The sequence below is a fragment of the Luteolibacter arcticus genome (assembly GCF_025950235.1).
GTDB lineage: Bacteria > Verrucomicrobiota > Verrucomicrobiia > Verrucomicrobiales > Akkermansiaceae > Haloferula > Haloferula arctica.
Window position 1 is genome coordinate 599,402 of the sequence record NZ_JAPDDT010000002.1, and the last position, 24,682, is coordinate 624,083.

Sequence of the window (24,682 nt, forward strand, 5' to 3'; positions counted from 1 at the left end):
ATCACTTCTCCGGAACTTCGACTTGCGGGATACGCGGATTTGAGTAGAATGTCTGGGTGATCCTAAACTTCGGGGACAAGGAGACTGAGAAAGTTTTCCAACTGCTCTTCTCCCGCAAGCTCCCCCGGAACATTCAGGAGCGGGCCTACCACAAGCTCGTCGCCATCCATGAAGCCGAATCCCTCGAAAACCTTCGCCAGCCACCGGGGAACCGCCTTGAGGCCCTTCGGGGAGATTTCGAAGGATTTCATTCCATCCGGATCAACGATCAGTGGCGCATCGTATTCCGCTGGGAAGGAAAAGACGCCAGCGAAGTAAGGATCACCGACTACCATTGATTACCATGAAACGAAAAGACATCGGAATTCCCCTCACCAACAGCGCTGCCGCCCTGTTGCGGGATTTTCTTGAGGACCATGGTCTTTCCCAAGCAAGGCTCGCGGCGGATCTGCACATCAGCCCGCAGTTGCTCAATGACCTGCTCGCCAGCCGCCGGCTGTTGACGCCGGAGCATTGCCTCAAGCTCGGGCGCTACTTCGGCAACGAGCCGGAATATTGGATGCGCCTCCAAAATCACTACCTTTTCCGCAAGACCCAACGGGAGAAGGCGGCGGAACTTGAAGCTGTCGTGCCTTTGCGAGCAGCGGGCTGAAAGCGGATGGGCTGGAGAAGAAGTTTGCGGGAAGAGGCTGCTTAAGGTCGGCCCGCAGCTACCCCCTCCTCCTCAAAAACTCCGCCGGCGACACGCCGTGAACCCGCTTGAAGACGCGGGAGAAGTGGAAAGCATCCAGGCCGAGGCGTTCGGCGACTTCGCGGACGATCTTGTCGCCGCCATCGAGCAGGGCGGCGGCGTGGCGCATGCGGCAGCGGAGCAGTGCGTGGTAGGGTGTCTCGTGGCAGTGGAGGGAAAACAGCCGGGACAGGTAGGCGGGGGAGACGTGGCAGGCGGCGGCGACCTCGGCGGCGGTGGTGAATTCCAGGAAGCGCTCCTCGATGCAGGTGCGGCACTTCAGGAAGGTCTGGTAGGATTGGTCGCGACCGCTGCCGGCGACCACCGATTCGGCGAGCGTGAGCAGCAGGATTTCCGCCTGGAGCGCGGCGATCTTTGTGGCCTGCGGGCCGGCGTGCTTGCCGGTTTCGAGAAGTTGCTCGAAGGCGCGCTCGACCTCGTCGGGATTGCCGGTGCTGCGGCAGGAGCCGGGCGCGAGGCCCGCGGCGCGCAGCAGGTCGGTGCCGGCCCGGCCGCTGAAATCGAGGAAGTATTTCTGCAAGGGATCAGCTGGGTCGGACTCAATGCGGTGGGCGCAGCCGGGGCCGTAGGCGAAGACGGTGCCGCGTCGCAGCGGCCAGTCCTTTCCCGCCATGGCGAGCTTTCCCGCGCCACCGGCGACGAACTCTACGCAGAGGAAGGGGAAGTCCGCCCGCTCGACGTGGAAGTCCGGAGCGCAGGATTCCCAGCCGCCGCAGACGACGGTCAGCGTGTGGCCGGGGGGGGGATTGAGATTCAGGTAAAAGCGCCGCGCCTCCGTCACCTGGCGGGAGATAAAGGATGGAAGTTCCGTGGCGGGCCGATTCACGAAATTCAAGATGCTTTGCCGAATTTTCGGGTCAAGGATCGTCATGGATTGGCAAAGATCCGCCATGGCCATGCGGGCCCGGCCGCGCCATGGTGGCCGCGTCTTCATTTTTCATGAACTACCGTCCGCTCGGCTCCACCGGCCTCCAGGTCCCCGTTCTCGGTTTCGGCGCGTCATCGCTGGGCTCCGTATTCCGTCAGGTCTCGCTCGCTGACTGCATCGCCACGGTCCAGGCGGCGCTGGAGGGCGGGATGAATTTCATCGATGTCTCGCCCTCGTATGGCGAGACGCTGGCCGAGCTGCGGCTGGGCCGGGCGCTGGAAGGCGTACCCCGCGAGTCCTACCTGCTGGCAACGAAGATCGGCAGCTACTCCGAACCGCGCGGCGACTACGATTTCTCGAAGGCGAGCACCGAGCGCAGTGTGGAGCACAGCCTGAAGCGCCTCGGCGTGGACTACGTGGACCTGATCCAGTGCCACGACATCGAATTCGCTGACCACGACCAGATCGTGAATGAGACGCTGCCCACGCTGCACCGGCTGAGGGAGCAGGGCTACGTGCGGCACATCGGCATCACCGGGCTGCCGCTGAAGATCTTCCCTGCCATCCTCGACCGGGTGGAGCCGGGCGTGGTGGAGACCATCCTTTCCTTCTGCCACTACGAGCTGAACGATACCTCGCTGGGCGATCTGATTCCGTATCTGGAGGAGAAGGGCGTGGGGATCATCAATGCCTCGCCGACCGGCATGGGTTTGCTCACGCAGCGTGGCGCGCCCGCCTGGCACCCCTCCACCCCGGCGATCCAGGAAGGCTGTCGCAAGGCGATGGAGCATTGCCGAGCGAAGGGCGTGGATATCGTGCGGCTGGCGATCCAATTCGCGTGTGACGATGAGCGGATCGCCTGCACCCTGGTGGGCTCGGCCAACCCGGAGAACATCAAGGCGAACATCAACCACCTTGAAGCGCCCCGCGACCCCGAGCTGCTCGCGGAGGTGATGGAGATCCTTCAGCCGATCCACAATTTCAACTGGACCCGCGGGATGCCGCAGCACCGCGATGAGATTCTTGGTTGAAAACCTTTCTTCGCTGATGCGCTTCTTCGACCTTTCCCAACCTCTCTTCGACGGCTGCCCGAATTGCCACGTGCATCCGCCGGTGCGCTTGCCGGTGACGGCGGATCATCCGGCCGATGGCTGGCGGATGGAGGAATTTCACATGGCCTCGCACACCGGCACGCACCTCGATGCGCCGCTGCACAAGATCGCGGGCGGAGCGACGATCGATTCGTTCCCGCTGGAGACCTTCACCGGCGAGTGCTGCATCCTCGATCTCACGCATCTCTCCGCCGGTCACCCGATTGGACCGGATGACTTGGGCGGTGCGGAGCCGGGCAAGATCCTGCTGCTCAATACCGGCTGGGGTCACAAGCGCGCGAAGACGGACGAGTGGATCCATGGCACGCCTTATCTCGCGCCGGAGGGAGCGCAGTGGATTGTCGATCAAGGTATCCCGGCGGTGGGCATCGATCACTTTTCGATCGGCGGCACCGGGCCGGACAACACGCCGACGCATGAGATCCTGTTAGGGAACAATGTGTGGGTGATCGAGGAGCTATGCTTCCGCGATGGCTGGCGCGAGTTCGCCAAAGGCGCGACCTTCATGGCGCTGCCGTTGTTGTTGCCCGGCTTCTCCGGGTCGCCGTGCCGGGCGGTGCTGGTGAAGAGCGGAAATTGAATCAACCACAGATGAACACGGATGGACACAGATGGCTGAAGGATGGCGAGGCCCAAGCTTCGTTCCGTAGGCGCGGTGGTGACACCGCGGAAGCCGCCTATAATGCCCGCTCCACCCTCGCTTCCGCGGTGTCACCACCGCGCCTACGTTTCGGAATCCCTGCCTTTCATCTGTGTCCTTCTGCGTTCATCTGTGGTTGAAAAACTCGAATCACTCCGCGGCTCGCGTTTAGCATGAAACTCCTCGTCCATATCCATCCCGACGACAATGTGGCCGTCGCGCCGCAAGCGATCGCAGCGGGAACGCGTGATGGCGGGCTCGACTTCGCCGACATCCCCGCGGGCCACAAGGCGGCGCTGCGGCCGATCGCGGCGGGCGAGCCGGTGATCAAGTATGGCTTTCCCATCGGCCTCGCCACAGCGGACATCGCGCCGGGCGAGCATGTCCATGTTCATAATGTCCGCACCGGACTCGCGGAGGACACGGAGCTGAAATACGAGGGTTCTCGTAGTTCGATCCCCGCCGCGGGTGAGGTGCCGGTCTTCATGGGCTACCGTCGTCCCGACGGTCGTGCGGCGACGCGCAACGAGATCTGGATCGTCAATACGGTGGCCTGCGTGAATGTGCCGAGCCAGCGCATCGCCGATCTCGCTGCACGCGAGTTCGTCACGCCCGGCGGGGCCATCGATGGCATCCACGCCTTCACCCATCCCTATGGATGCTCGCAGCTTGGCGATGACCTGGGCCACACGCGCAAGATCCTCGCCGGACTCGTTCGCCATCCGAATGCCGCGGCGGTGCTGATCCTCGGCCTCGGTTGCGAGAATAACACGCTGAAGTCCTTCCTCGCCGAAGCCGGCACGCTTGATCCACAGCGGGTGAAATTCTTCAACGCGCAGGAAGTGTTGGATGAGATCGAGCATGGCCTCGAGGCAATTCGTGAGCTGGTCGCCTATGCCTCGCAGTTCAAGCGCGAGCCGATTCCCGCGAGCGAGCTGGTGCTGGGCATGAAGTGCGGAGGGAGCGACGGCTTCAGCGGCATCACCGCGAATCCTTTGGTGGGCCGGATTTCGGAGAGGCTCTCAAGCTGGGGCGGGACGGCGATTCTAACAGAAGTTCCCGAGATGTTCGGTGCCGAGGCACCGCTTTTCAGTCGTTGCGATAGCGAACAAACCTTCGACGAAGCGCTCGGCATGGTGAACGAGTTCAAGGAATACTTCCGCCGCCACGGCGAAGCGGTCCATGAGAACCCGTCGCCCGGCAATAAGGACGGCGGCATCACCACGCTGGAGGAGAAGTCACTCGGCTGCATCCAGAAGGGTGGCCGCGCGCCGGTGAAGCAAGTGGTCGGCTACGGCGAGTCCGCGAAGCAAGGGCTTGGTGGTCTTTGCCTGGTCGAAGCGCCGGGTAATGACGGCGTCTCCTGCACTGCGCTCGCTGCCGCCGGTGCACATGAGATCCTCTTCACCACTGGCCGCGGGACGCCGCTCGGCGTGCCGGTGCCAACGCTCAAGATCGCGTCGAATCACTCGCTCGCCGAACGCAAGCCCGGCTGGATCGACTTCGATGCCGGACGCTTGTTAGATCCCGAAGCCTCCGCCGACCAGGTCGCCGATGATTTGATGTCGCTCATCCTCGAAGTGGCCTCCGGCAAGGAGGCGAAGAACGAACGCAATGGCTTCCGCGAGATCACCATCTGGAAGCAAGGCGTGACCCTCTAACCTGTCGCCGATGCCTCTGAACTCACGCCGCCGTCCTCTTCGTCCCAACGGGACGACTCATAAAAGCCCGGCACGTAGTGCCGGGTTTGTTGGGGGGCGGATCGGCGTCCTGAAGGGACGCCCCATGCGGGGGGCGGTGCGCCCGAAGGGGTCGGCCCGTTTGGATGCCGCCGGCCTGACCCCGCATGAGCCGACCCTTCAGGACGGGGTGACCTTGCGCTCCCAACCCGGCACTTCGTGCCGGGCTATTATGAGTGGTCCCGTTGGGACCTTTGGAGCGGGTTGCTTCGTGAGGATGTGTTGTGTTGTTAGGCCGCGTTTCTCCGTTGGAACGCGTTGCTCCGTCCGGCCTTTTTCAAGTCTTCTGTCTGTCGTCTTCCCATCTTCTGTCTCCCTACCATGATCCTCCAATTCGGTGCCGGCAACTTCCTCCGCGCGTTCGTTGATCTGTTCGTTTCGCAGACCGGCTTCGACCGCATCGTGGTGGTCCAATCCACCGGCATCGAGCGGGCTGAGGCGCTGAATCGCGCGGGCTGCAGGTATCACGTCGCGATCCAAGGGTTTGCCGATGGCCGGGTGATCGATGAGACGGAAGAGGTCGCTTCCATTCGTGAAGCGCTTCACGCTGGCACGCAGTGGGACAAGGTGCTCGAGGCGGCCCGTGATCCGGAGTTGCGCTGGATTGTCTCGAACACGACCGAGGCGGGTTTCGCGCTCGATGATGCGGACACCGCGAATGACGGCATGCCGCAGTCCTTCCCCGCGAAGCTCCTGGCCGTGCTACTTGCGCGTCATGCCGCGGGCTTGTCAGGCGTGACGGTGTTGCCTTGCGAACTCATCGAGCACAACGGCGACCGCTTGCGCGAGCTGGTGCTGGAGCAAGCGGCACGCTGGCAGATCTCCCCGGAGGCCATCGTGTGGCTGAAGGAAAGCTGCGCGTGGGTGAACAACCTCGTCGATCGCATCGTGCCCGGGCCGCCGAAGGAGCATCCGCTGTTAGGGGAGGATCCCTTGCTGCTGTCGGCCGAGCCGTTTGCGTTTTGGGCGATCGAGACGACGGACGAGTTTCCGCTGAAGCACCCGGCCATCGTCACCTCGCCGGACATCACGCCGTACTACCTGCGGAAAGTCCGCATCCTGAATGGCCTCCACTCCGCACTAGTCTGCCATGCCGTGCCGCTGGGCATCGAGACCGTCCGCGAGGCGGTGGAGCACCCGGAGGTCGGCCCGTGGTTGGAGCGGTTGCTCACCGAGGAAATTGTTCCCGTGCTGGAAGGCCGCGTGGACGATCCCACCGGCTTCGGCCGCACCACGCTCGACCGCTTCCGCAATCCTTTCCTGGAGCACAAGCTCTCCGCCATCGCGCTTAACCACGAGGCCAAGGTGAAGGTGCGACTGCTACCGACCTACGAGGAATATCGTAGCAAGTTCGGGAAGGAGCCGGAACTGCTATCGGCGATTCTGGGCAAGGGCTGATGTTGCCCGGTTCGCGTTGCTCTTATTTGACGCGGGCTCACGATTTGAGATCATCCTCCGGATCGCGTTGTAGCGGGCTTCATGAGAATTTTACGGACCACGTAGGTCTTCGACGCAGCATCGTGCCAGCCGGTGCCGTCGCGACCGAAGAAGCTGAGCCAGTCCAACGGGATGAGGCGTGCCATGGTTCGTCCGAGCAAGCGGAGCCGGGTCGGAGAGAATCCCTCGGCATCGCAGACCGCGGTGCGGGTCAGCAGCTTGCCGGGCGTGGTCTTGAATGCGACTTCAGTCGCCAAATAGAAAAGCAGCAGCCCCGACCAGTTCAAAAGAAGTGAGAGCCGGCGTTCCGGCATGTCACGCAGGGCTTCGAGCCACGGGTCGGGAAAGAACGGCAGTAAGAATTTCAAGAGCGCACCAAGGGCGATCAGACCGAGCGCCGAGTCGACCAGGCAATGGATCGCCCGCTGCCACTTCGCAGCGTAGTCGAGATCGGGCAGTTGGACGGGGATTTGGTTCATGGCTGCAAGACTTGATCGTTCCTCAAGTAAAAGCATGCCGCGTGGCGGTGCGGCAAGTCTTCGTCATTCCCCGCGTATTGCCAAATTCCATTCATTCGATTCACTGGCTCCGATGAACCCACGCGCCCTTCTATTTCTTCTTCCGACCCTTGCCTTGGCCCATCCCGATCACGGGACGCAACCGGGCAAGGATATTCATGAAGCAGTCCGCACCGGCAATGGCGCGTGGCAGTATGAAGCCGTCCCGCATTGGGGTGAGCTGCCGGATGGCAAGAACCTCGGCCCGACCCACGGCGGCGTGATCATCGATGCGAAGACCGGGCTGATCTATGTCTCCACCGATGCCGCGCACGGCATCCTCGTCTATCAGCCGGATGGCAAGCTGGCGAAGAGCATCGCGCCGGAGTGCCAGGGCTTCCACGCCATGGCGGTGCGCGAGGAAGGCGGCCAGACCGTGATCTACGGTGCCCAGCTCGCCGGGCCGAAGCCGCTGCGCGTCTGCAAGCTGGATACCGAGGGCAAGCTGTTGCTGGAGATTTCCAAGGCCACCGCCGGCGAGGTGCAGGGCGGTTGGAAGGGCCTGACCGCGGTGACCGTGGCACCCGACGGCGCGATCTTCTGCTCGATGGGCTACGGCGCGCAGTTCATCCACAAGTTCGACGCGGCCGGGAAGCACATCAAAACGTTCGGCGGCAAGGGCGGCGGCGATGGGCAAACGAATTGCAGCCACGGGATGGCGATCGACACGCGCTTCGGCGAGCCGCGGTTGCTGGTCTGCGACCGAGAGAACCGCCGGTTGGTCCATTTCGACCTCGAGGGGAAATGGATCGGTGTCCACGCGACGAACCTGCGCCGGCCGTGCACCGTTTCGATCCTCGGCGATGCCTGCGCGGTGGCCGAGCTGGAGGCGCGGGTGACCGTCCTCGACAAGAACGGCGCGCCGGTCGCCTTCCTCGGTGACAATCCCGACAAGAAGCAGTGGGCGAAGTTCCCGATTCCCCTGGAGCAAATGAAGCTTGGGATCTTCACGTCGCCGCACGGGTTGTCCTTCGACAAGGACGGCAATCTCTACGTGCAGGATTGGAACGCCAGCGGCCGGGTCACGAAGCTCAAGAAGCTCTGAGGCGGAGGTGCCCGCTCGGATCGGTCCGCGGAGTGATTCGGACCCGGCTGGAAACCCTCCGGGTTTCGAGGCTGCGTAGCTTGAAACCGGTGGTCTTCGACCACCGGCTACTGGCTTTGATCCCTCCGGGATCATGGTGGGTGCGATGGCCTCCCAAAATGCACGTGTCGCATTTCTACCATGAATTCGTCACGGGATCATGCCCCGCTTGCGGCTTGCCAGCGGGGTTTGTCCCCCTACCCTGCGCCGCCTGTCCGACATCCTAGAACGCCAATGAATACCGCCATCCTCTCCCAAGCCGCGACCCAAGCACGCGGCCTCGCCATGGACGCCGTCCATGCTTGCAACTCCGGCCACCTGGGCCTGCCGCTCGGCTGTGCGGAGATCGGCGCCGTCCTCTACAGCGGCGCTCTCCGCCAGAATCCGGACGCTCCGAAATGGCTCAACCGCGACCGTTTCATCCTCTCCGCCGGCCACGGCTCGATGTTCCTCTACACGTGGCTTCACCTCTCCGGCTACGCGCTGCCGCTGGATGAACTGAAGCGCTTCCGCCAGCTCGGCTCCCACACCCCGGGTCACCCGGAGTCCTTTGAAACCGTCGGCGTCGAGGCCACCACCGGCCCGCTCGGCCAGGGCATCGGCAATGCCGTCGGCTTCGCCCTTTCCGGCAAGCGCGCCGCGGCGAAGTTCAATACCGCCGACCACGTCATCTTCGACCAGCACATCTTCGCCCTGCACGGCGACGGCTGCCTTCAGGAAGGCGTCGCAAAGGAGGCCATCGCCTTCGCCGGCCACACCGGCCTCGATAACCTGATCCTCATCTATGACTCCAATGACGTCACTCTCGACGCCATGGCCGACCGGACCCAGGGCGAGGATGCGGAGGCTTACTTCAAGTCCCAGCAGTGGGACGCCGTAACCATCGATGGCCACGACTTCGCCGCGATCGCCGCCGCGATCGAGAAGGCCAAGTCTGACAAGAACGGCCGCCCGAAGGTGATCATCGCCAAGACCCTGATCGGAAAGGGCATCCCGCAGGTCGCCGGCACCGCCAGCGCCCACGGTGAAGGCGGCGCGAAATTCATCGATGAAGCCCGCGCGAATCTCGGCCTGCCAGCCGACGAGCACTTCTACGTTTCCGCCGAGGTCTATGCCCACTTCGCCGAAGTGAAGGCCGAGCAGAAAAAGGGCTTCGAAGCCTGGACGGCCACCTACAATGCATGGTCCGCCGCCAATCCGGAGCTCGCCGCCGAGTTGACCAATTCGGTCGCCGGTGCGGTGCCCAGCGACCTTTCCTCGAAGATCCCGGCTTTCGCCGCCGATTACAAGGACGCCACCCGCGGTGCCGGCGGCGTCGTGGTCCAGGCGCTTGCCAAGGCCGTGCCGCAATTCATCACCGGTTCGGCCGACCTTTACGGCTCCACCAAGAACTATATCAAGGACGGCGGCGACTTCTCCGCCAGCAATCCGCTCGGCCGCAATATCTGGTTCGGTATCCGCGAGCACGCGATGGGCGCCATCTGCAATGGCATCGCGTACGACGGCTTGTTCCGTGCGTCCGGCGCTACCTTCATGGTCTTCGCCGACTACGTCCGCCCGGCGATCCGCCTCGCTTCGCTGTCGAAGCTGCCGGTGACCTACATCTTCACCCACGACTCCGTCGGTGTCGGTGAAGACGGCCCGACCCACCAGCCGGTGGAGACCGTCAGCGGCCTGCGCGTGATCCCGAATCTCGACGTCATCCGCCCGGCCGATGCCGAGGAGACCGCCGGTGCCTTCGTCGCTGCGCAGCTCCGCTCCGATGGCCCCACGATGCTCAGCCTGACCCGCCAGGCGGTGCCACTGATGAATGAACTGTCCGTCGAAGAGCGCCGCGATGGCGTGCTGCGCGGCGGCTACATTGCGAAGAAGGAAAACGGCGATCTCAAGCTGATCCTCATGTCCTCCGGCTCCGAGCTGCAGCACGCGATGGCCGCGGTGGCTGAGCTTGGCGACGGCGTTCGCGTCGTCTCGATGCCTTGCTTCGAGCGCTTCGACCGCCAGGGTGCCGACTATCAGGAGAGCGTCTTGCCGAAGAGCTGCACCAAGCGCATCGCCATCGAAGCCGGCGTCTCCGGCCTCTGGTGGAAGTATGTCGGCCTCGGCGGCAAGGTCCTAGGCATCGACCGCTTCGGTATCAGCGCTCCGGGCAACACGGTGATGAAAGAGCTTGGCATGACCAAGGAGCACGTCGTCGCCGCGGCGAAGGCGCTTTAACGGAGTCTGTTTTCGATTTAGATCAAGGCGCGCTCTCTGCACGGGGAGCGCGCCTTTCTTATGTAGCGGCGCGTCTATGACCGTCGCACTTTGGCGGCAAGAAGCCGCATCGTGAGATCCCCGAATCGTCTCCACAAGGATGCGGCCCATGCCGCCAAAGTGCGACGGTCGCAGACCGACGCTACATGGTAAGGATCCCGCCCGGCAATCGTGGGTTTGCCACCCGTTCTTCCATGGGGCAAAATGTCAGCATGCGTCGATTGTTGGGGATCATGCTGATACCGGCCGCGGTTTTCGCGGAGCGGATCAACCACGAGGGACGCCTTCTCGGGGAGGTGCCGGTGGTGACGCAGCCCCTGCTCTTCAATACGCCGCAAGCGGATGCCGTGGTTTCCGCGATGCAGATCATGCCGCTCGACAGTCCTTGGAATGAGGACATTTCCACACGGCCGCTGCTGGCGAATAGCCCCGCCATGATCGGCCGGATCACCAGCGATCTGGATACGGACCGGCGGAACTTGCGGCTGTTCGAGGAGATGAACTACGCGCTGGTGCCCGAGTCCCAGGCGAAGGTGCCGATCACCTTCTTCCAGTATCCCGCCGAATCCGATCTCGATGGTGGCGCGTCCGGCATCGGCCAGTATCCGATTCCCGCGAACCTGCCGGTGGAAACCTGGCCGACCGGCACTGGCACGCTGACGCTGGAAGATTGGCAGGCGGACACCATCAACCGCGGCGGCGATCGTCACTCGATCACTGTGAAGCCGGGCTCCGGTTTCATCTGGGAGACATGGCTAACCAAGCGCGTGGGAGCTGCTTGGCGAGCGGCCAATGGCGCGAAGTTTTCCCTGAACTCCAATGCCCTGCGGCCCGCTGGCTGGACCTCAGCCGATGCCGCGGGTCTGCCGATGTTCCCGGCGCTGGTGCGCTATGACGAGTGCCAGCGTGGGATGGTCGAGCACGCCATGCGGATCGTGGTGAAGCGCACGCGCCGTGCCTACATTTACCCGGCGACTCACCATGCCTCCAATCCTGTGACGGAGGAGGAAGAGGTTCCCGCGATGGGCCAGCGGGTGCGCTTGAAGGCAAACTTCGCAATTCCCACGAACTGGACCATTCAAGAAAAGGCGGTGGCGCTCGGCCTGAAGAAGTACGGTGCCTTTGTCGCGGACAACGGGAACTTCTTCTCGATCTCCATCACGCCGGACAACCGCTACCCTTCGGGTTGCTTCAGCCGATTGCGGAATCTCTTGGTCAGTGATTTCGAGGTGATCCAAACCACTGGCGCCGGTGAAGGACCACGCTCGGCGGGAGCGCCTACTGCGAATGCGGGGCCCGATCTCAATGTGGTCGCTGGAGGCAGCGCGGACCTCGCTGGTGTGGTGACCCATAGCTTGCCGGTGACCGTGCAGTGGAAACTCTATGCGGGACCGGGCACGGTATCATTCGGAACCACGGGTCAGACCACGACGACCGCCGTTTTCACGGTGCCGGGCAATTACACGCTGATGCTGAAAGCGGCCGATGGCATTCACACGCCCGCCTTCGATGCTGTGAAAGTCGAGGTGACGCTGCCGGTGAGTGTGACCCGGGATGGCATCGACACGCGGATTGAGTTCCCCAGCGCGAGCGGCCGGCAGTACCGCGTGGAGCGAAGCGGGAATCTCACCGTTTGGCAGACCGTGGTGGATCAACTCATGGGAACGGGGGCCACTCTCCAAGCGACCCACGCGGGAACACCTGGCTCGCCGGAGACGAAGCAGTTCTACCGGGTCGTGGTTCTCGATTAAGATCCCCGTGAGCGCCGGTCTTCAGACCGGCCCGAATGGTCCCTTGATACCAGCCTCCACATCGGCCCGCTGGGAGCGCGGAGCCTGCGGCCCACAGAAGCACCTCATCCGATCTGCTGCTCCCCGAGGTCCGCATCGCCTTCACAGCCGGCAGTCATTTATATGACAACGTTCGTTATCAGGCCGGCAACGAAGGACCACTCGGGCCGGTCTGAAGACCGGCGCTTCCGGGAGAGGTCTCCCTCTCCACACTTGATTGCCAGCACTCCCTCCTCTCCTATCCTGTCACGCAATGGACCTCGACCTGCCCAGTGAGCTCTCTGATCGCTTCATCTGCTGGTGCCGGGCAGCCAATGCATCGGAGCCGGAAGCAGAGACGATCTGGTCAAGTCTCTCCGCACTCTATCAGGAACCCCACCGGCACTATCACACGCTGAGCCACATCGCCGCCTCGCTCGCGGAACTGGATGCTACCGGACACGGAATTCCGGAACTCGAAGGAGCGATCTGGTTTCACGATGTGGTTTACGACCCGACTCGGGCGGACAATGAGGAAGCGAGCATTGCTTGGTTCGAGAGCGTCACCGCGACATGGCTGGCACCGGAGACGAGGCTCACCATTGCTCGATTGATCTCCGCCACCGACTTCCGATTGCCGCGCTCGGATCGTGAGGATGAGGCGCTCATGGTGGACATCGATCTCGCGATTCTTTCCTCCGAATGGCCTGCCTACGATGCCTACCGGAGAGCGGTGCGACGCGAGTATGCCCATGTGCCGGACGAGGCTTTTCGGACCGGTCGCGCCAAGGTCATGGCGTCGTTTCTCAAGCAGCCGGTCTATCGCACGGCTTCCTATGCGATCCGCGAAGCCAAGGCTCGCGAGAACATCTCGCGCGAGCTTGAAGAACTGGCTTCGGGTCAGCCGCTGGCTTCTTGAGCCACTATCGGCTTGCACATCGCGATGGATGAACGACATCGGATGCCATGGAACTCGACTTGCTCGGCGCTCACGCCGACCGCGCTTATCCGATCCTCGCCGGGCTGGTGGTGCCGCGGCCGATTGCCTGGGTGACCACGCTCAATGAGAACGGCACCGTCAACGCCGCGCCCTTTTCCTTCTTCAATGTCTTCGGTGACGATCCACCGCTGGTCATCTTTGCTCCCGGTGATCGCGAGGATGGCACGCCGAAGGACAGCGCGAGGAACGCGAAGCGCACGGGTGAATTTGTCGTCAACCTCGTCGATGAAAGCCTCGCCGAAGTGATGAACCGCACGTCCGCGCCGCATCCGCCGGGGGCGAGTGAAACCGAACACGAAGGCTTGGCCACCGCGCCTTCCTCAGTGGTCGCACCGCCGCGGATCGCCGCTGCGCCGGCAGCGCTGGAGTGCAAGGTCCACTCGATTCAGGAGATCGGCACGAACCGGCTGGTGCTTGGCATCATCCATCGCGTCCACGTGCAGGATGCTCTCATCGATCCGGAGAAACTCCGGATCCGGCAGGAAGTTTACCACCCGATTGGCCGGATGGCGGTGCCGGATTGGTACTGCCACACGACCGACCTCTTCGAGATGACGCGGCCGCGTTGAGGTCCGTCATTCAGCGACCACTGGAGTCATCGCGCGAGGCGACCGGTGGTCATCCGCGGCGGCGGCATTGGCGGCCATGGTGATGACCAGGAGGATGAGCAAGGCCAGCAGCACGTGGTCGATGCTGATGCCTGGGAAATTCTTGAGCTTCGATTTCATGACCCGTGGCGATCGGGGTTTGATGAGGGCGAACCTTTCGTCCCTCTTCTAGCCAACGAATGGGAAACCTTGAATGGGACTTTCGGTGCAATTCCGTCGAGGTCTGGGATTTCATCGGAAGTGCTCGTCAAACGGAGTTGAAAGCGGGGCTGAATTGGTGCGGTATCGGTCGAATGCGTCGCACCCTGATCCTCCTCGCCGCCGGTTTCGTGGCGCCTGTTTCCGCCCAGAGCGGGATGGCCAAGGGTAATCCCGTCAAGGAGGCGGCGGGGCGGATGACCGTGCCGGCGGGCTTTGCCGTCGATCTCATCGCCGGCGAGCCGGATGTGGTGCAGCCGATCGCGATGTGCTTCGACGCCCGCGGGCGGATTTGGGTGGCCGAGGGGCTGACCTATCCGAAGCGTGCTCCGGAAGGGGAGGGGAAGGATCGCATCGTGATCTTCGAGGATGCCGATGCGAATGGCACTTTCGAGACCCGCAAGGTTTTCGCCGACGGGCTGAATCTGGTCAGCGGCATGGAGACGGGATTCGGCGGCGTCTTCGTGGGTGCCGCGCCGAACCTGATGTTCCTCGCGGATGAGAACAGCGACGACCGCGCCGATGGTGAACCGAAGATTTTGTTAGATGGCTGGGGCTACCAGGACACGCACGAGACGCTGAATTCATTCATCTGGGGGCCGGATGGCTGGCTCTATGGCTGCCATGGCGTCTTCACGCATTCCAAGGTCGGAAAGCCGGACACGCCGGATGACCAGCGCGTGCCGCTCAATGCGGGCATCTGGCGCTTTCATCCGGTCACGGAGAAGTTCGAGGTCTTCGCCCACGGCACCTCGAATCCGTGGGGACTCGATTTCAATGACTGGGGCGAGGCCTTCGTCGAGGCGTGCGTAATCCCTCACCTGTGGCACATCATTCCCGGCGGCTTCTACCAGCGGCAGGCCGGCTCGCATTACAACAAGCACATCTACGAGCCGCTGGAAACCATCGCCGATCACCGGCATTGGGTGGGCGACATCAGCGATCACGCGCACTGGGGCAAGGAGGATGCGGTGTCGAAGGAAGTGGCGGATGCCGGCGGCGGTCATGCTCACAGCGGCTTCGCGATATGCCTGAGCGAGGCATTCCCGAAGGAGATGCGTGGCAGCGCGCTGTTCTTCAACATCCACGGCCACCGCCTGAACCGCGATGTGTTGGAGCGGAAAGGCTCCGGCTGGACCGGCAAGCACGCGCCCGATGTGATGCTGTCGAATGACCAGTGGTTCCTCGGCGTGGCGATCGAGTCCGGGCCGGATGGCGCGCTCTACTTCACCGACTGGCATGATGAGACGAGCTGCCATCGTACCGATCCCGTGCGATGGAATCGTGGCAATGGCCGTGTCTTTCGCTTGCGCCATGGCGACGTGCAGCCGTGGCAAGGCGACTTGGCGAAAGTGTCCGACCTGGAACTCGCGAAGCACCAAGCGGGCCGCGACGAGTGGCGGATCCGCACCGCGCGGCGCGTGCTTCAGGAGCGCATGGCGAAGGGCAGCACGCTCGATCCGGCGGCGCGCGAGTTCCTCGTGAAGACCTTGCAGAGCCATCCCGATCCCACGCGCCGGCTGCGGGCCCTGTGGTGCCTGGGGGCGTGCGATTTGTTAGACCGGAGCCTGCTGCCGCTGGCGGATGCCGACGAGAGCGTCCGCGCCTGGGCGGTGCGTCTGGCGGCGCAGTCCGGCGCGGCCATGGAGCGCAGCCACTGGCTGAGGCTCGTGTCGAAGGAGGACTCACCGGTGGTGCTGCTTTCGCTGTGCTCCGCGCTGCCGAAGCTGCCGCGGGAACTCTCGATGGACCTCGCCGCCTGGATCGCCCCGAAGATGACCAAGGCGGATCCGAACCTCACGCGGATGTTCTGGTTCGGCGTCGAAGCGCAGGTGCCGTCCGATGAAGCGCGGGCCATGACCATGGCGCTGAGTTGCCCGGATGACCGGTTGGCAAAATGGACGGCGCGCCGGATTTCCTCGCCGGATGCGCTCGTGGAATCGCTCGCGACCGCAGGAAGAAGGACCGGGCTTCTTTTGGATGCTCTGACCGGCCGCCTCGACGAAAAGCCTGACGAGAGATTGTCAGCCACCCAGTTGCAGGTCATTTCGGCGCTCACCGGAGACAAGGCGGTGAAGGCCAAGGCCGCGGCGATTGCCGAGCGCAGCGGCGGCCAGCAAGCGATCGCCCGCCTGTGGTCGAAGGTGGAGGACCGCAAGGCGGATGCGGCAGACCGGCTGGATTCCCTGCGCCTGTTGGCGACCTTTTTGAAGGAGACCGACGAAAGCCGCCTCGCAGGCCTGCTGGATGATCCCGCGCTCCGCTTGCCGGTGCTGACGGCCCGGCCGGCCATGCTCGCGCATGGCGCGACGAGTGATCGCGTCGCTGGATTCACGGCGGAAGAAAAAGCCGCCGTGTCGCGACTCGCGGCAAGCGAGGGCCACGCCACGAAGCTGCTCGAGTGGCTGGCGGCGATGAAGCTCAAGCAACAGGATGTCCCCGCCGATGCGGTGGCGAGGCTTCGCGAAGTACGGAAGGCCTCGTTGCAGGCGAAGGTCGTTGAGCTATGGGGCGAGCCGACGACCGATGCCAATGCCCGTCGCGCAGTGATCGAAAGCTGGCACGGCAAGCTGACTCCCGCCGTGCTCGCAGGGGCGGACACCGCCAAGGGGCGCGCGATTTTCGACCGGACCTGCGCCGCTTGCCACAAGCTCTTCGGCGAAGGAGGCGCGATCGGCCCTGAACTCACCGGCGGCGAGCGCGGTAGTGTCGGCCACTGGCTGGACAACATTCTCGACCCGAATGCGCTGGTCGGGCAGGGCTATGCGCTCCACCGCATCGAGAAGAACGACGGCACCACCGTCACCGGCATGCTCGCGGGGGAGAACGATGGCGAACTGATCCTGCGCATGGTGGGCATCGAAACGCGGGTGGCGAAGAAGGACGTGAAGAGCAACACCGCGCTCGGGAACTCCATGATGCCGGAGGGCTTGCTCACCGGGCTTTCGGACGATGAGGTGCGCGACCTGATCGGCTACCTCATGTCGCCTGCCCAAGTGAAGAAGCCATGAGCCTCTCCCGAACTGCAATGCTGCTGGCGCTGGTGCTGTCAGGTGCACAGGCCGGGCAGACTGTCGTGGCGATCCGCGGCGAGGATTTCCTCATCAACGGCAAGCCCACGCTCGAAGGCCGCACTTGGCGAAAGCATGATGTGGAAGGCCTGCTCCCGAATTCGCGGATGGTGCAGGGCATCTTCGATGACTTGAACCCGGAGACCGCCAGGCAATGGGCCTATCCCGACACCGGCACGTGGGACGCGGAGCGCAACACCCGCGAGTTCGTCGCGGCGATGAAGGCATGGCGCGAGCACGGGCTGCTTGCCTTCACGCTCAACTTGCAGGGTGGTTCGCCGCAGGGCTACTCGAAGAACCAGCCGTGGCACAACTCAGCCTTCGATGAGAGCGGCGTGCTGCGCGAGGCCTACCTGGTCCGTCTCAAGGCCATCCTCGACGAGGCCGACCGGCTCGGGATGGCCGTGATCCTCGGCTACTTCTACTTCGGCCAGGACGAGCACCTGAAAGACGAGGCCGCGGTCATCCACGCCACCGACGCGGCGACGGATTGGATCGTGAAGCGGGGCTACCGCCACGTACTCGTCGAGATCAACAACGAGTGCGACGTTCGCTACGATCATGCGATCTTGAAGCCGGAGCGGGTGCACGAGTTGATCGACCGCGTGAAGCGTCGTTCGGCGGAGGCGGGAGTGCCGCTGTTGGCCAGCACCTCGTATGGAGGAGGGAGCCTGCCCGGGCCGAAGGTGGTGAAGGCTGCGGATTTCTTGTTGCTCCACGGCAACGGGGTGAAAGGACCGGAAGCGATCCGTTCGATGGTCGAGCGCACCCGCAAGATGGAGGGCTACCGTGGCCAGCCGATCGTCTTCAATGAGGACGACCACTTCGATTTCGAAATGGAGAACAACCACTTCACTGCCGCAACCGCCGCGGGTGCGTCGTGGGGCTACTTTGATTTCCGCATGAAGGACGAGGGTTTCGCCGAAGGATTCCAGAGCGTGCCGGTCGATTGGTCGATCAGCAGCGAACGTAAAAAGGGCTTCTTCCGCCTGCTTGCGGAGATGAGCGGGGAAGGGAAGTAGCGGCTCTCGTTTTTCGCAGCACACCACGCGCCGTCATGAATTCCGTTCGTAGTCATCGCAGCACGAATCATCAAAGAATCATCGTTTAAAAGTCACTTTCGATCCGAAATGGGGCTCTGCGTGCTTTGCTTTCCCTTACCAACGTGAAAGTCACTCCCGCGAAACGCGCCATTCCGTCCAGCCGCCGCCACTATCATCTCCCGAGCCGCCAGAACCCCGATTCGTGGCAGGGCTGGGTGGGAGATCGGCGTGGGAAGCGAAGCCGCTGGGAGTGGGTCTTCGCGCTGGTCATGGTCGTGGCGCTGGTGGGGGCGATCGTATTTTGGCGGATGGTGTGAAGTCCGCCGGCACCGGATCCCGGCGGGTCACACCTTGCGCAGCACGCCTGTCGAGTCGCCGAAGCGTTTCTCCTTCACGCCCATCTCCTCCATCATCCGGAGGTAGAGATTGGCGAGCGGGACATTCTCCCCGAGTTCGACGTGGCGGCCGGGCTTGAAGGCACCACCGGCATTGCCAGCGAGGACGATGGGCAGGTCGTCGTGGTTGTGACGGTCGCCGTCGGAAATGCAGCCGCCATACACGATCATCGAGTTGTGGAGCAGGCTCTTGCCGTCCACGTCCTCGGTGTTCTTCATCTTGTCGAGGAAGTAGGCGAGCTGCTGCATGTAGAAGAGGTCGATCTTGGCGATCTTCTCCAGGTTGTCTTTCTTGCCCTGGTGGTGGGAGATGTTGTGGTGGCCATCATTGACGCCGATCTCCTTGAAGCTGCGGTTGCTGCCGTCGTGCGCCATCAGGAAGGTGGAGATGCGGGTGGAGTCGGTTTTGAAGGCCAGCACCATCATGTCCATCATCAGCCGCAGGTGATCCCCATAGGTGCCGGGCTCGCCCTTCGGCGCGGCTTGGCCGGGGTCGGGTGGCAGGCCCATGGCCTCGGTCTTCTCGATCTGCTTCTCGATCTCGCGGACGCCGGTGAGGTACTCATCGAGCTTCTGCTGGTCGCCGCGGCCGAGCCGGCGGTGGAGCGCCTTCGCGTCGTGCTCGATGAAGTCGAGCATCGACTTCTTGGCGGCGTAGCGGCGGCCCAGGCTGTCGGCGCGCTCCTTCGCATCGCCCGCGCCGAAGAGGCGCTCGAAGACGGCGCGCGCATTCGACTCCGGGGTCATCGGCTGGTTTTCCGAGCGCCAGGAGAGGTTGAATTGATAGGCGCAGGAGTAGCCGGAGTCGCAGGAGCCGGACTTGCGCACGCCATCCGCGGAGAGTTCCAGCGAAGGCAGGCGGGTCTGGCTGCCGATCGCATTCGCGGCGACCTGATCGATGGAGATGCCGAGATTGATGTCGGAGCCGGCGGTCTTGCGGGCCTGGCGACTGGTCAGGAAGGTGGCGACGCCGCGGGCATGGTCACCCGGGCCATCGCCATTGGCTGCGGCGAATTGCTGCTCGAAGCCGGTGTAGATCTGGAAGTGCTCGCGCAGGGCTTCCATCGGCTTGAAGGTTTCGCCCATCTTGTAGCCCGCCGTGGTGCCGTTCGGCCGCCAGTGGGCCAGATTCACGCCATTCGGGATGTAGAGGAAGGCGGTGCGCAGGGGTGCGCCGCTGGCGGTGGTGGCCAGCGCACGGCCCGCGGTCTCCGCGGCCATCAGCGGGCGGAAGCCCTCGAGGGCGGGCAAGCCGACGGCGGCTCCCAGGCCGCGGAGGAAACCGCGGCGGCTCGTCAGTCCGGGATACGTGCTCATGGTGAGAAAGGGTGTTCGGGGGATTCTTTGATACAGGCTGAAAACGTGAGGCTTGTCACGGTTAGTCGTCGCCACGCCGCCGCTGGAAGGGGGCGCTTTCGACGATTCCATAGATCAGTTCGCGGAGCTTGCCGTCGTTCTTCTCCAAGCGCTCGACGAGCTGGTCGATGGTGGTGGCGTCGTAATACTCGACGCCGCGGCCGATGGCGTAGGTGAGGAGCTTCTCGGAAAGGCAGCGGTAGAAATCCTCACGGCGCTTGGTGGCGAGCACGTCCTTCAGCTCGGCCACGTTGGAGAATTTCTCGCCGGTGAGGAGCTGACCGCCGGTGTCGATCTTCTTGCCATGCTCGTCAGTGCGGAATTGGCCGAGCGCATTGAAGTTCTCCAAGCCGAGGCCGATCGGGTCCATGCGCGCGTGGCAGCCGCGGCAATCCGGCTTGCTGCGGTGGAACTCCATCATTTCACGCATCGTCGGGTTCTTGCCGGTCGCGGTGGAGGCGTCCTCGAGCTTCGGGACATCCGGCGGGGCCGGTGGGGCGGGGGTGCCGAGGATGTTATCCAGCACGAAGAGCCCGCGCTTCACCGGCGAGGTGCGGGTCGGATTCGAGGTCACCATCAGCACGCTGCCCTGGGTCAGCAGGCCACCGCGCTCCGGATGCTCGGTGAGATCCACGGGCTGGAAGTCCTCACCCTCGACCCCAGCGATGCCATAGAACTTCGCCAGCCGCCCATTGAGGAAGCTGTAGCGGGCCGAGATCAATTCCTGCGCGGGCCGGTCCTTGCGCAGCACGAAATCGAACAGCATCTGCGTCTCTGTCTGCATGTCGGAACGCAGCCGTACGTCGAAGGCACGTGCCGCCTCGCGGTTGCTGCCGAGGCCGAGGATGTCCTTCGCGCTGACCGGCACCGACTCGACATCGCGAGCCTGCAGCCATTGGCCGATGAAGTTTTCCGTGAGACGCGCCGACCGCGGATCGAGTAGCATGCGGTCGATCTGTGCGTGCAGGTTCGCCCGCAGCTTGTTGTTGAAGGCCAGGCTCAGCAGCTCGTCATCCGGCACCGAGCCCCAGAGAAAAAACGACAGGCGCGCGGCAACGGAGTATTCGTCGAGCGGCACGATCTTCGCCGGGTTGTTCGGCTCCGGCTGGATCTCCACGCGGAACAGGAAACGCGGCGAGGCGAGGCAGGTCGCGATCGCCTGCTTGAGCCCGTCCTCGAATTCCTTGCCCGGTTGGCGGTCCACTTCCTTCACGATGTCCACCAGTCGGTCGATGGTGGAATCATCGAGCGGCTTGCGGAAGGCGCGGCTCACGAAGCTGCGCATGATCTTGCGGGCGTAGCGTTCGCGCTCGGCCTCCTTCTCGGGGGCGGGACCATCGACGAAGATCATCCGGTAGCCTTTGGCATACTCGCGTTTGTCACCGCCCAGCGGGCCTTGGACGATCACGCGGTGGATGGTGAGGAAGAGCTCTTCTTCGCCAGAAGCGGGCTGCCGTCCGGGATTCAGGCTGATCTCGAAGGCCTGCTTGCCCTTCTTCAGCGGGGCCTTGCCGGTGAGTTCGATCACCCGCCGCTGGTCCCAGCCGAGGGAGACTTCGCCCACCTTCGCGCCGCCGGCTTTCACAACCATCTGCGCCTCGTGCACCGTGGCCTCGGTTGCGCCCTTTATGGCGTATTCCACCTTGATCTGATACTCGCCGTCGTAAGGGATCTCCTGCTCCACGGTGACCTGCTGCTTCTTTGCGAAAGGCAGCCAGCGGCCGGTGATCTTGTCGTCGAAGGGCACCTTGAACGCCTTGCCCTCGATATCGATCCGCGGGACCTGCGCCGCGGCTCCTTCGGGCAGAGCAAGCGCCACTACCTCATCCGCGGCGGCGATGTATTTCTCCATCAGCAGCGGCGAGATCGAGAGTACGTCGCCGATATTGTCGAAGCCGTAGCCCGTGTCGTCCGGCGGAAAGACGTCCTTGGTATCGTATTCGACGCCGAGCAAATCGAAGACCGCATTCTGATATTCCGTGCGGTTCAAACGGCGGATCGTCACCCGGCCGGGATCCGGATTCTGCGGGTCGAGCTTGAAGACTTTCGTCTCGATCCACGCCTGCAGCTTGCGCTTCTCCGTCGGGGTGAGCTGGTCCTTGTCGGCCGGCGGCATGACCTGGCTGCGGAGATTCTTCCACACCGGCAGCCAGTGCTTGCGATCGCCCAGATGGGCCGAGAGGTCCTTGTACTCGTCCATCGAGAACTTCCCCTTGGCCGAGCCGTCGCCGTGGCAGGAGAAGCAGTAGTTCTCTAACAGCGGAAGGATCTCCGTCTTGTAGCTCGCTTCCGGAGTCGCAGCGAATGCGGCGGCGGGAAGCAACAGGGAAAAGAGGATCGATCTGGCAAGCATGCGGCGGGTCACGGGGCGGGCTTCGTCGCGGCGGGTGTGTCGGGGTAGCCCTGCCACAGCCACTCGAGCGCGCCGGGCAGGGTCTGGCGGGTCACGCGGCCATCGGTATGGCCCGCCTTTTCAGAGAAGACGAAACGGTAGGCGTATTCCTTTTTCTTCAATTCGGCGGCCATCAGGCGATTTGCGCGGACCCAATTGTGATACGAGGAGTCGTCGCGGTCGTGGCCATTGTCCTTCTCGCTGACCTGCAACCAGATGCGCAGCGGCTTGGCCTTCGCGCGGGGAATCAGGTTCTCGTGATACTCCCAGGCACCGTGCGGCGTGCGGCGGTTTTCCGGCGACTGCTGGTTCACGTAGGTGCCGGAATAGCTCAGCACGCGGTGGTAGAGATCGGGGCGGAACCACGCCATGGTGAACGCGGCCGCGGCACCCGAACTGCCGCCCATCGTGGCGCGTGCCTCTGGGTCCTTGGTCAGCCTCAGGTCGCATTCTTTCTCCACGCGGGGCAGGACTTCCTTTTCCACGAACTCCGCGTAGACGCCATCGACAGTATCGTATTCCAGCCCGCGCTGGCTGCCCTGCGCATCGCCGCCGCCGGAGTCGATCAGGATCGCGACCATTGCGGGCACCCGCTTCTCCTGGATCAGATTGTCCAGCACCGGCGGCACCACGCCGAGGTACCAGCCGCCGTCCTGCGCGATGAGGAAAGGCGCGGGCTTCTTCTTGTCGAGCTGCTCGGGGATGTAGACCGCGACCTTCCGCTCGTAGGGCACCTTGCCCTTCTTCCCCTTGGCGATGCCCTTGTAGATCTTGCTGTCCTCCGACTTCATGGTGAAGCGGACGATCTTTCCCTTGGGCACGCCGTCCTTCGCCTTCACCTCCGGCGCATCGGTGTAGTCCGGCCCGATGGTGAGGTCTTCCGCTCCGGCCATGGCAGTGGCCAGGCAGGCAGCGGCGAAGAAGGCCGGGACGAATTTCATGGTCCCGACATGTCAGACAACTTGGTTTGTCAGGTCAAACCTTGTTGCCGTCAGCTTGAGTTCCGCAGGTGGGTTCCACGAGGGCTCTCCACCGGGCCCAGGGCGATTCCTCCTTGAGCCCGCTATCCGGCGGGCATTCACTGGATGGAAACCCGTCATGAGCACCGCGACCGAGATCCTGGAGGAACTGCGCGCTCTGGGCAGCGAAAGCATCAAGCGCATGCTAATGAAAAACCACGGCGTGAAGGAGCCGTGCTTCGGCGTGAAAATCGGCGACATGCAGAAGATCCGGAAGCGGATCAAGCAGGACCACGAACTCGCGCTCGCGCTCTACGACAGCGGCAACTACGACGCGATGTATCTCGCGGCCTACCTCACCGACGATGCGCGGATGACCAAGGCGGACCTGCAACGCTGGGCGGATGCGGCCTACGGAGCGGGCCTGCCCGGCACCACGGTGCCGTGGGTGGCCTCCGGCAGCCCGCATGGTCGCGAGATGGCACTGAAGTGGATCGACTCGAAGAAGCCACACGTGGCCGTCGCCGGATGGTCCGCGCTCTCCTGCCTGATGGCGCTGAAGGACGATGCCGATCTCGATCTAACCGAACTCACCGGTTTGATCGAACGTGTGAAAAAATCGATTCATGCCACACCCGATGTGGTGAAGTATGCGATGAATGGATTTCTTATCTCCGCCGGATCTTATGTGAAACCGCTCATGGAGATCGCCATTCATACGGGTGAAGAAATCGGCCGGGTCGAGGCGGACCTGGGCAGCAACAGTTGTGAGTTCTTCTATGCCCCGGACTACATCCGCAAGGTGCAGGCGCAGGGGACGATCGGGAAGAAGCGGAAGACGATGCGATGCTGAGCTTGGGTTTTCGCCCCCGTGCCTTCCTTCATCGGAAGGCACGGGGGCGACAGCCGGCGGGCGGCTCAGATCCGCAGTTGCCACATGGTCTCGGTCTCGCGGTCCCGCCATTCGGGGCGGCGTGAGATCGGGTCTTGCAGGGTGCGGATGGCCTTGCGGCCCGCAGTGAACAGGAAGCTTTCGCTGCCGATTTCAACGACCTCCAGGCCCATGTAGTAGGTCTGGTGGAGTGTGGTCACGGCTTCGGACCCGAAGGCCTCGGCCAGGTGCTCACGCAGTAGCTCTGCTTCCTTCTTGCCGACGAAGAGGAAGGCCGGCGTCTCGCCGAACCTGCACTTCGATCGGATCAGTTCGGAGACGGCCCGGGCATCCCAGGTGTCTCGCATGTGTAACTCCGGCTTCAGCGTCGTGCTGTCCGGAATCGGTGTATGGTGTCGTGTGTTCATGGGTGAGATGGGAAGGTGAACCCGTGTTGGGCGTCGCAAGTTACGCGCCAACGTCCCGATTTTATCAGAAAACCGGGCATGAACGTGAATCCGTTTCTTTCAACGAAATCGTTAAAATTGCTCACGGGTCGCGATATCAACGGCGTTT

Annotated in this window: 22 protein-coding genes; 15 read left to right on the forward strand and 7 right to left on the reverse strand. The window is 63.4% G+C overall.

The genetic code is table 11. The features are described from left to right. Nucleotides 1-56: 56 nt before the first annotated feature. Together OKA05_RS07200 and OKA05_RS07205 are read left to right on the forward strand one after the other, a co-directional pair. Nucleotides 57-338 carry a type II toxin-antitoxin system RelE/ParE family toxin gene (locus tag OKA05_RS07200; protein ID WP_264486443.1) on the forward strand — a complete coding sequence of 94 codons (282 nt, stop codon included), beginning with the start codon at nucleotides 57-59 and terminating at the stop codon, nucleotides 336-338. Between the two features lie 5 nt (nucleotides 339-343). Beyond that, on the forward strand, nucleotides 344-652 hold the full coding sequence (locus OKA05_RS07205; protein ID WP_264486444.1) for a HigA family addiction module antitoxin: 309 nt from the start codon (nucleotides 344-346) through the stop codon (nucleotides 650-652). A gap of 58 nt (nucleotides 653-710) precedes the next feature. Here the strand turns inward: OKA05_RS07205 and OKA05_RS07210 are convergent, their stop codons facing one another. After that, nucleotides 711-1,577, reverse strand: coding sequence for an AraC family transcriptional regulator (locus OKA05_RS07210; protein WP_264486445.1), 867 nt, complete (start codon nucleotides 1,575-1,577; stop codon nucleotides 711-713). 113 nt (nucleotides 1,578-1,690) lie between these two features. Between OKA05_RS07210 and OKA05_RS07215 the strand changes: the two genes are divergently transcribed. From OKA05_RS07215 to OKA05_RS07230, 4 genes are all read left to right on the forward strand, one after another. Beyond that, nucleotides 1,691-2,650, forward strand: a complete 960-nt coding sequence (locus OKA05_RS07215; RefSeq protein WP_264486446.1) for an aldo/keto reductase — start codon at nucleotides 1,691-1,693, stop codon at nucleotides 2,648-2,650. Then, the gene (locus OKA05_RS07220) at nucleotides 2,634-3,311 is read left to right on the forward strand and encodes a cyclase family protein (protein WP_264486447.1); all 678 of its coding nucleotides are present in this window, start codon (nucleotides 2,634-2,636) and stop codon (nucleotides 3,309-3,311) included. The genes OKA05_RS07215 and OKA05_RS07220 overlap by 17 nt, the downstream gene beginning before the upstream one ends. Nucleotides 3,312-3,544: 233 nt before the next feature. Continuing rightward, entirely contained in the window at nucleotides 3,545-5,032 is a 1,488-nt protein-coding gene (locus OKA05_RS07225; RefSeq protein WP_264486448.1) for a UxaA family hydrolase, read from the forward strand. A 399-nt stretch (nucleotides 5,033-5,431) separates the two neighbouring features. Next, nucleotides 5,432-6,508, forward strand: coding sequence for a mannitol dehydrogenase family protein (locus OKA05_RS07230; RefSeq protein ID WP_264486449.1), 1,077 nt, complete (start codon nucleotides 5,432-5,434; stop codon nucleotides 6,506-6,508). A gap of 50 nt (nucleotides 6,509-6,558) precedes the next feature. On the opposite strand, the gene OKA05_RS07235 is transcribed toward OKA05_RS07230, so the two are convergent. Then, entirely contained in the window at nucleotides 6,559-7,026 is a 468-nt protein-coding gene (locus OKA05_RS07235) for an RDD family protein (RefSeq protein WP_264486450.1), read from the reverse strand. A gap of 112 nt (nucleotides 7,027-7,138) precedes the next feature. Between OKA05_RS07235 and OKA05_RS07240 the strand changes: the two genes are divergently transcribed. From OKA05_RS07240 to OKA05_RS07260, 5 genes are all read left to right on the forward strand, one after another. Beyond that, the gene (locus OKA05_RS07240) at nucleotides 7,139-8,149 is read left to right on the forward strand and encodes an NHL repeat-containing protein (protein ID WP_264486451.1); all 1,011 of its coding nucleotides are present in this window, start codon (nucleotides 7,139-7,141) and stop codon (nucleotides 8,147-8,149) included. Nucleotides 8,150-8,422: 273 nt separating this feature from the next. Further along, nucleotides 8,423-10,405: a transketolase gene (gene tkt / locus OKA05_RS07245; RefSeq protein ID WP_264486452.1), complete on the forward strand. Its 1,983-nt coding sequence runs from the start codon at nucleotides 8,423-8,425 to the stop codon at nucleotides 10,403-10,405. A 251-nt stretch (nucleotides 10,406-10,656) separates the two neighbouring features. Then, nucleotides 10,657-12,195: a hypothetical protein gene (locus OKA05_RS07250; protein WP_264486453.1), complete on the forward strand. Its 1,539-nt coding sequence runs from the start codon at nucleotides 10,657-10,659 to the stop codon at nucleotides 12,193-12,195. 292 nt (nucleotides 12,196-12,487) lie between these two features. Beyond that, entirely contained in the window at nucleotides 12,488-13,132 is a 645-nt protein-coding gene (locus OKA05_RS07255; RefSeq protein ID WP_264486454.1) for an HD domain-containing protein, read from the forward strand. 47 nt (nucleotides 13,133-13,179) lie between these two features. Beyond that, the gene (locus OKA05_RS07260) at nucleotides 13,180-13,782 is read left to right on the forward strand and encodes a flavin reductase family protein (RefSeq protein WP_264486455.1); all 603 of its coding nucleotides are present in this window, start codon (nucleotides 13,180-13,182) and stop codon (nucleotides 13,780-13,782) included. A 6-nt stretch (nucleotides 13,783-13,788) separates the two neighbouring features. On the opposite strand, the gene OKA05_RS07265 is transcribed toward OKA05_RS07260, so the two are convergent. Further along, entirely contained in the window at nucleotides 13,789-13,941 is a 153-nt protein-coding gene (locus tag OKA05_RS07265) for a hypothetical protein (protein WP_264486456.1), read from the reverse strand. 173 nt (nucleotides 13,942-14,114) lie between these two features. Here OKA05_RS07265 and OKA05_RS07270 point away from each other — a divergent pair, with 173 nt between their 5' ends. The 3 genes from OKA05_RS07270 to OKA05_RS07280 all read left to right on the forward strand — a co-directional run bounded on the left by OKA05_RS07270 (nucleotide 14,115) and on the right by OKA05_RS07280 (nucleotide 18,450). Beyond that, the gene (locus OKA05_RS07270; protein WP_264486457.1) at nucleotides 14,115-17,030 is read left to right on the forward strand and encodes a PVC-type heme-binding CxxCH protein; all 2,916 of its coding nucleotides are present in this window, start codon (nucleotides 14,115-14,117) and stop codon (nucleotides 17,028-17,030) included. Beyond that, nucleotides 17,027-18,112 (forward strand): hypothetical protein, encoded by a 1,086-nt coding sequence (locus tag OKA05_RS07275; protein ID WP_264486458.1) that lies wholly within the window; start codon nucleotides 17,027-17,029, stop codon nucleotides 18,110-18,112. Before OKA05_RS07270 ends, OKA05_RS07275 begins: the two co-directional genes overlap by 4 nt. Before the next feature lie 143 nt (nucleotides 18,113-18,255). Next, nucleotides 18,256-18,450: a hypothetical protein gene (locus OKA05_RS07280; RefSeq protein WP_264486459.1), complete on the forward strand. Its 195-nt coding sequence runs from the start codon at nucleotides 18,256-18,258 to the stop codon at nucleotides 18,448-18,450. Nucleotides 18,451-18,477: 27 nt separating this feature from the next. Here the strand turns inward: OKA05_RS07280 and OKA05_RS07285 are convergent, their stop codons facing one another. The 3 genes from OKA05_RS07285 to OKA05_RS07295 all read right to left on the reverse strand — a co-directional run bounded on the left by OKA05_RS07285 (nucleotide 18,478) and on the right by OKA05_RS07295 (nucleotide 23,217). Next, nucleotides 18,478-19,845 (reverse strand): DUF1552 domain-containing protein, encoded by a 1,368-nt coding sequence (locus OKA05_RS07285; protein WP_264486460.1) that lies wholly within the window; start codon nucleotides 19,843-19,845, stop codon nucleotides 18,478-18,480. Between the two features lie 61 nt (nucleotides 19,846-19,906). Beyond that, entirely contained in the window at nucleotides 19,907-22,249 is a 2,343-nt protein-coding gene (locus tag OKA05_RS07290; RefSeq protein WP_264486461.1) for a DUF1592 domain-containing protein, read from the reverse strand. Further along, a complete protein-coding gene (locus OKA05_RS07295) occupies nucleotides 22,246-23,217 on the reverse strand; it encodes an alpha/beta hydrolase (protein WP_264486462.1) in 972 nt (323 codons plus the stop codon). Before OKA05_RS07295 ends, OKA05_RS07290 begins: the two co-directional genes overlap by 4 nt. Nucleotides 23,218-23,374: 157 nt before the next feature. Here OKA05_RS07295 and OKA05_RS07300 point away from each other — a divergent pair, with 157 nt between their 5' ends. Further along, nucleotides 23,375-24,088, forward strand: coding sequence for a DNA alkylation repair protein (locus OKA05_RS07300; RefSeq protein ID WP_264486463.1), 714 nt, complete (start codon nucleotides 23,375-23,377; stop codon nucleotides 24,086-24,088). 65 nt (nucleotides 24,089-24,153) lie between these two features. Here the strand turns inward: OKA05_RS07300 and OKA05_RS07305 are convergent, their stop codons facing one another. Then, entirely contained in the window at nucleotides 24,154-24,534 is a 381-nt protein-coding gene (locus OKA05_RS07305; RefSeq protein ID WP_264486464.1) for a hypothetical protein, read from the reverse strand. Between the last annotated feature and the right edge of the window lie 148 nt (nucleotides 24,535-24,682).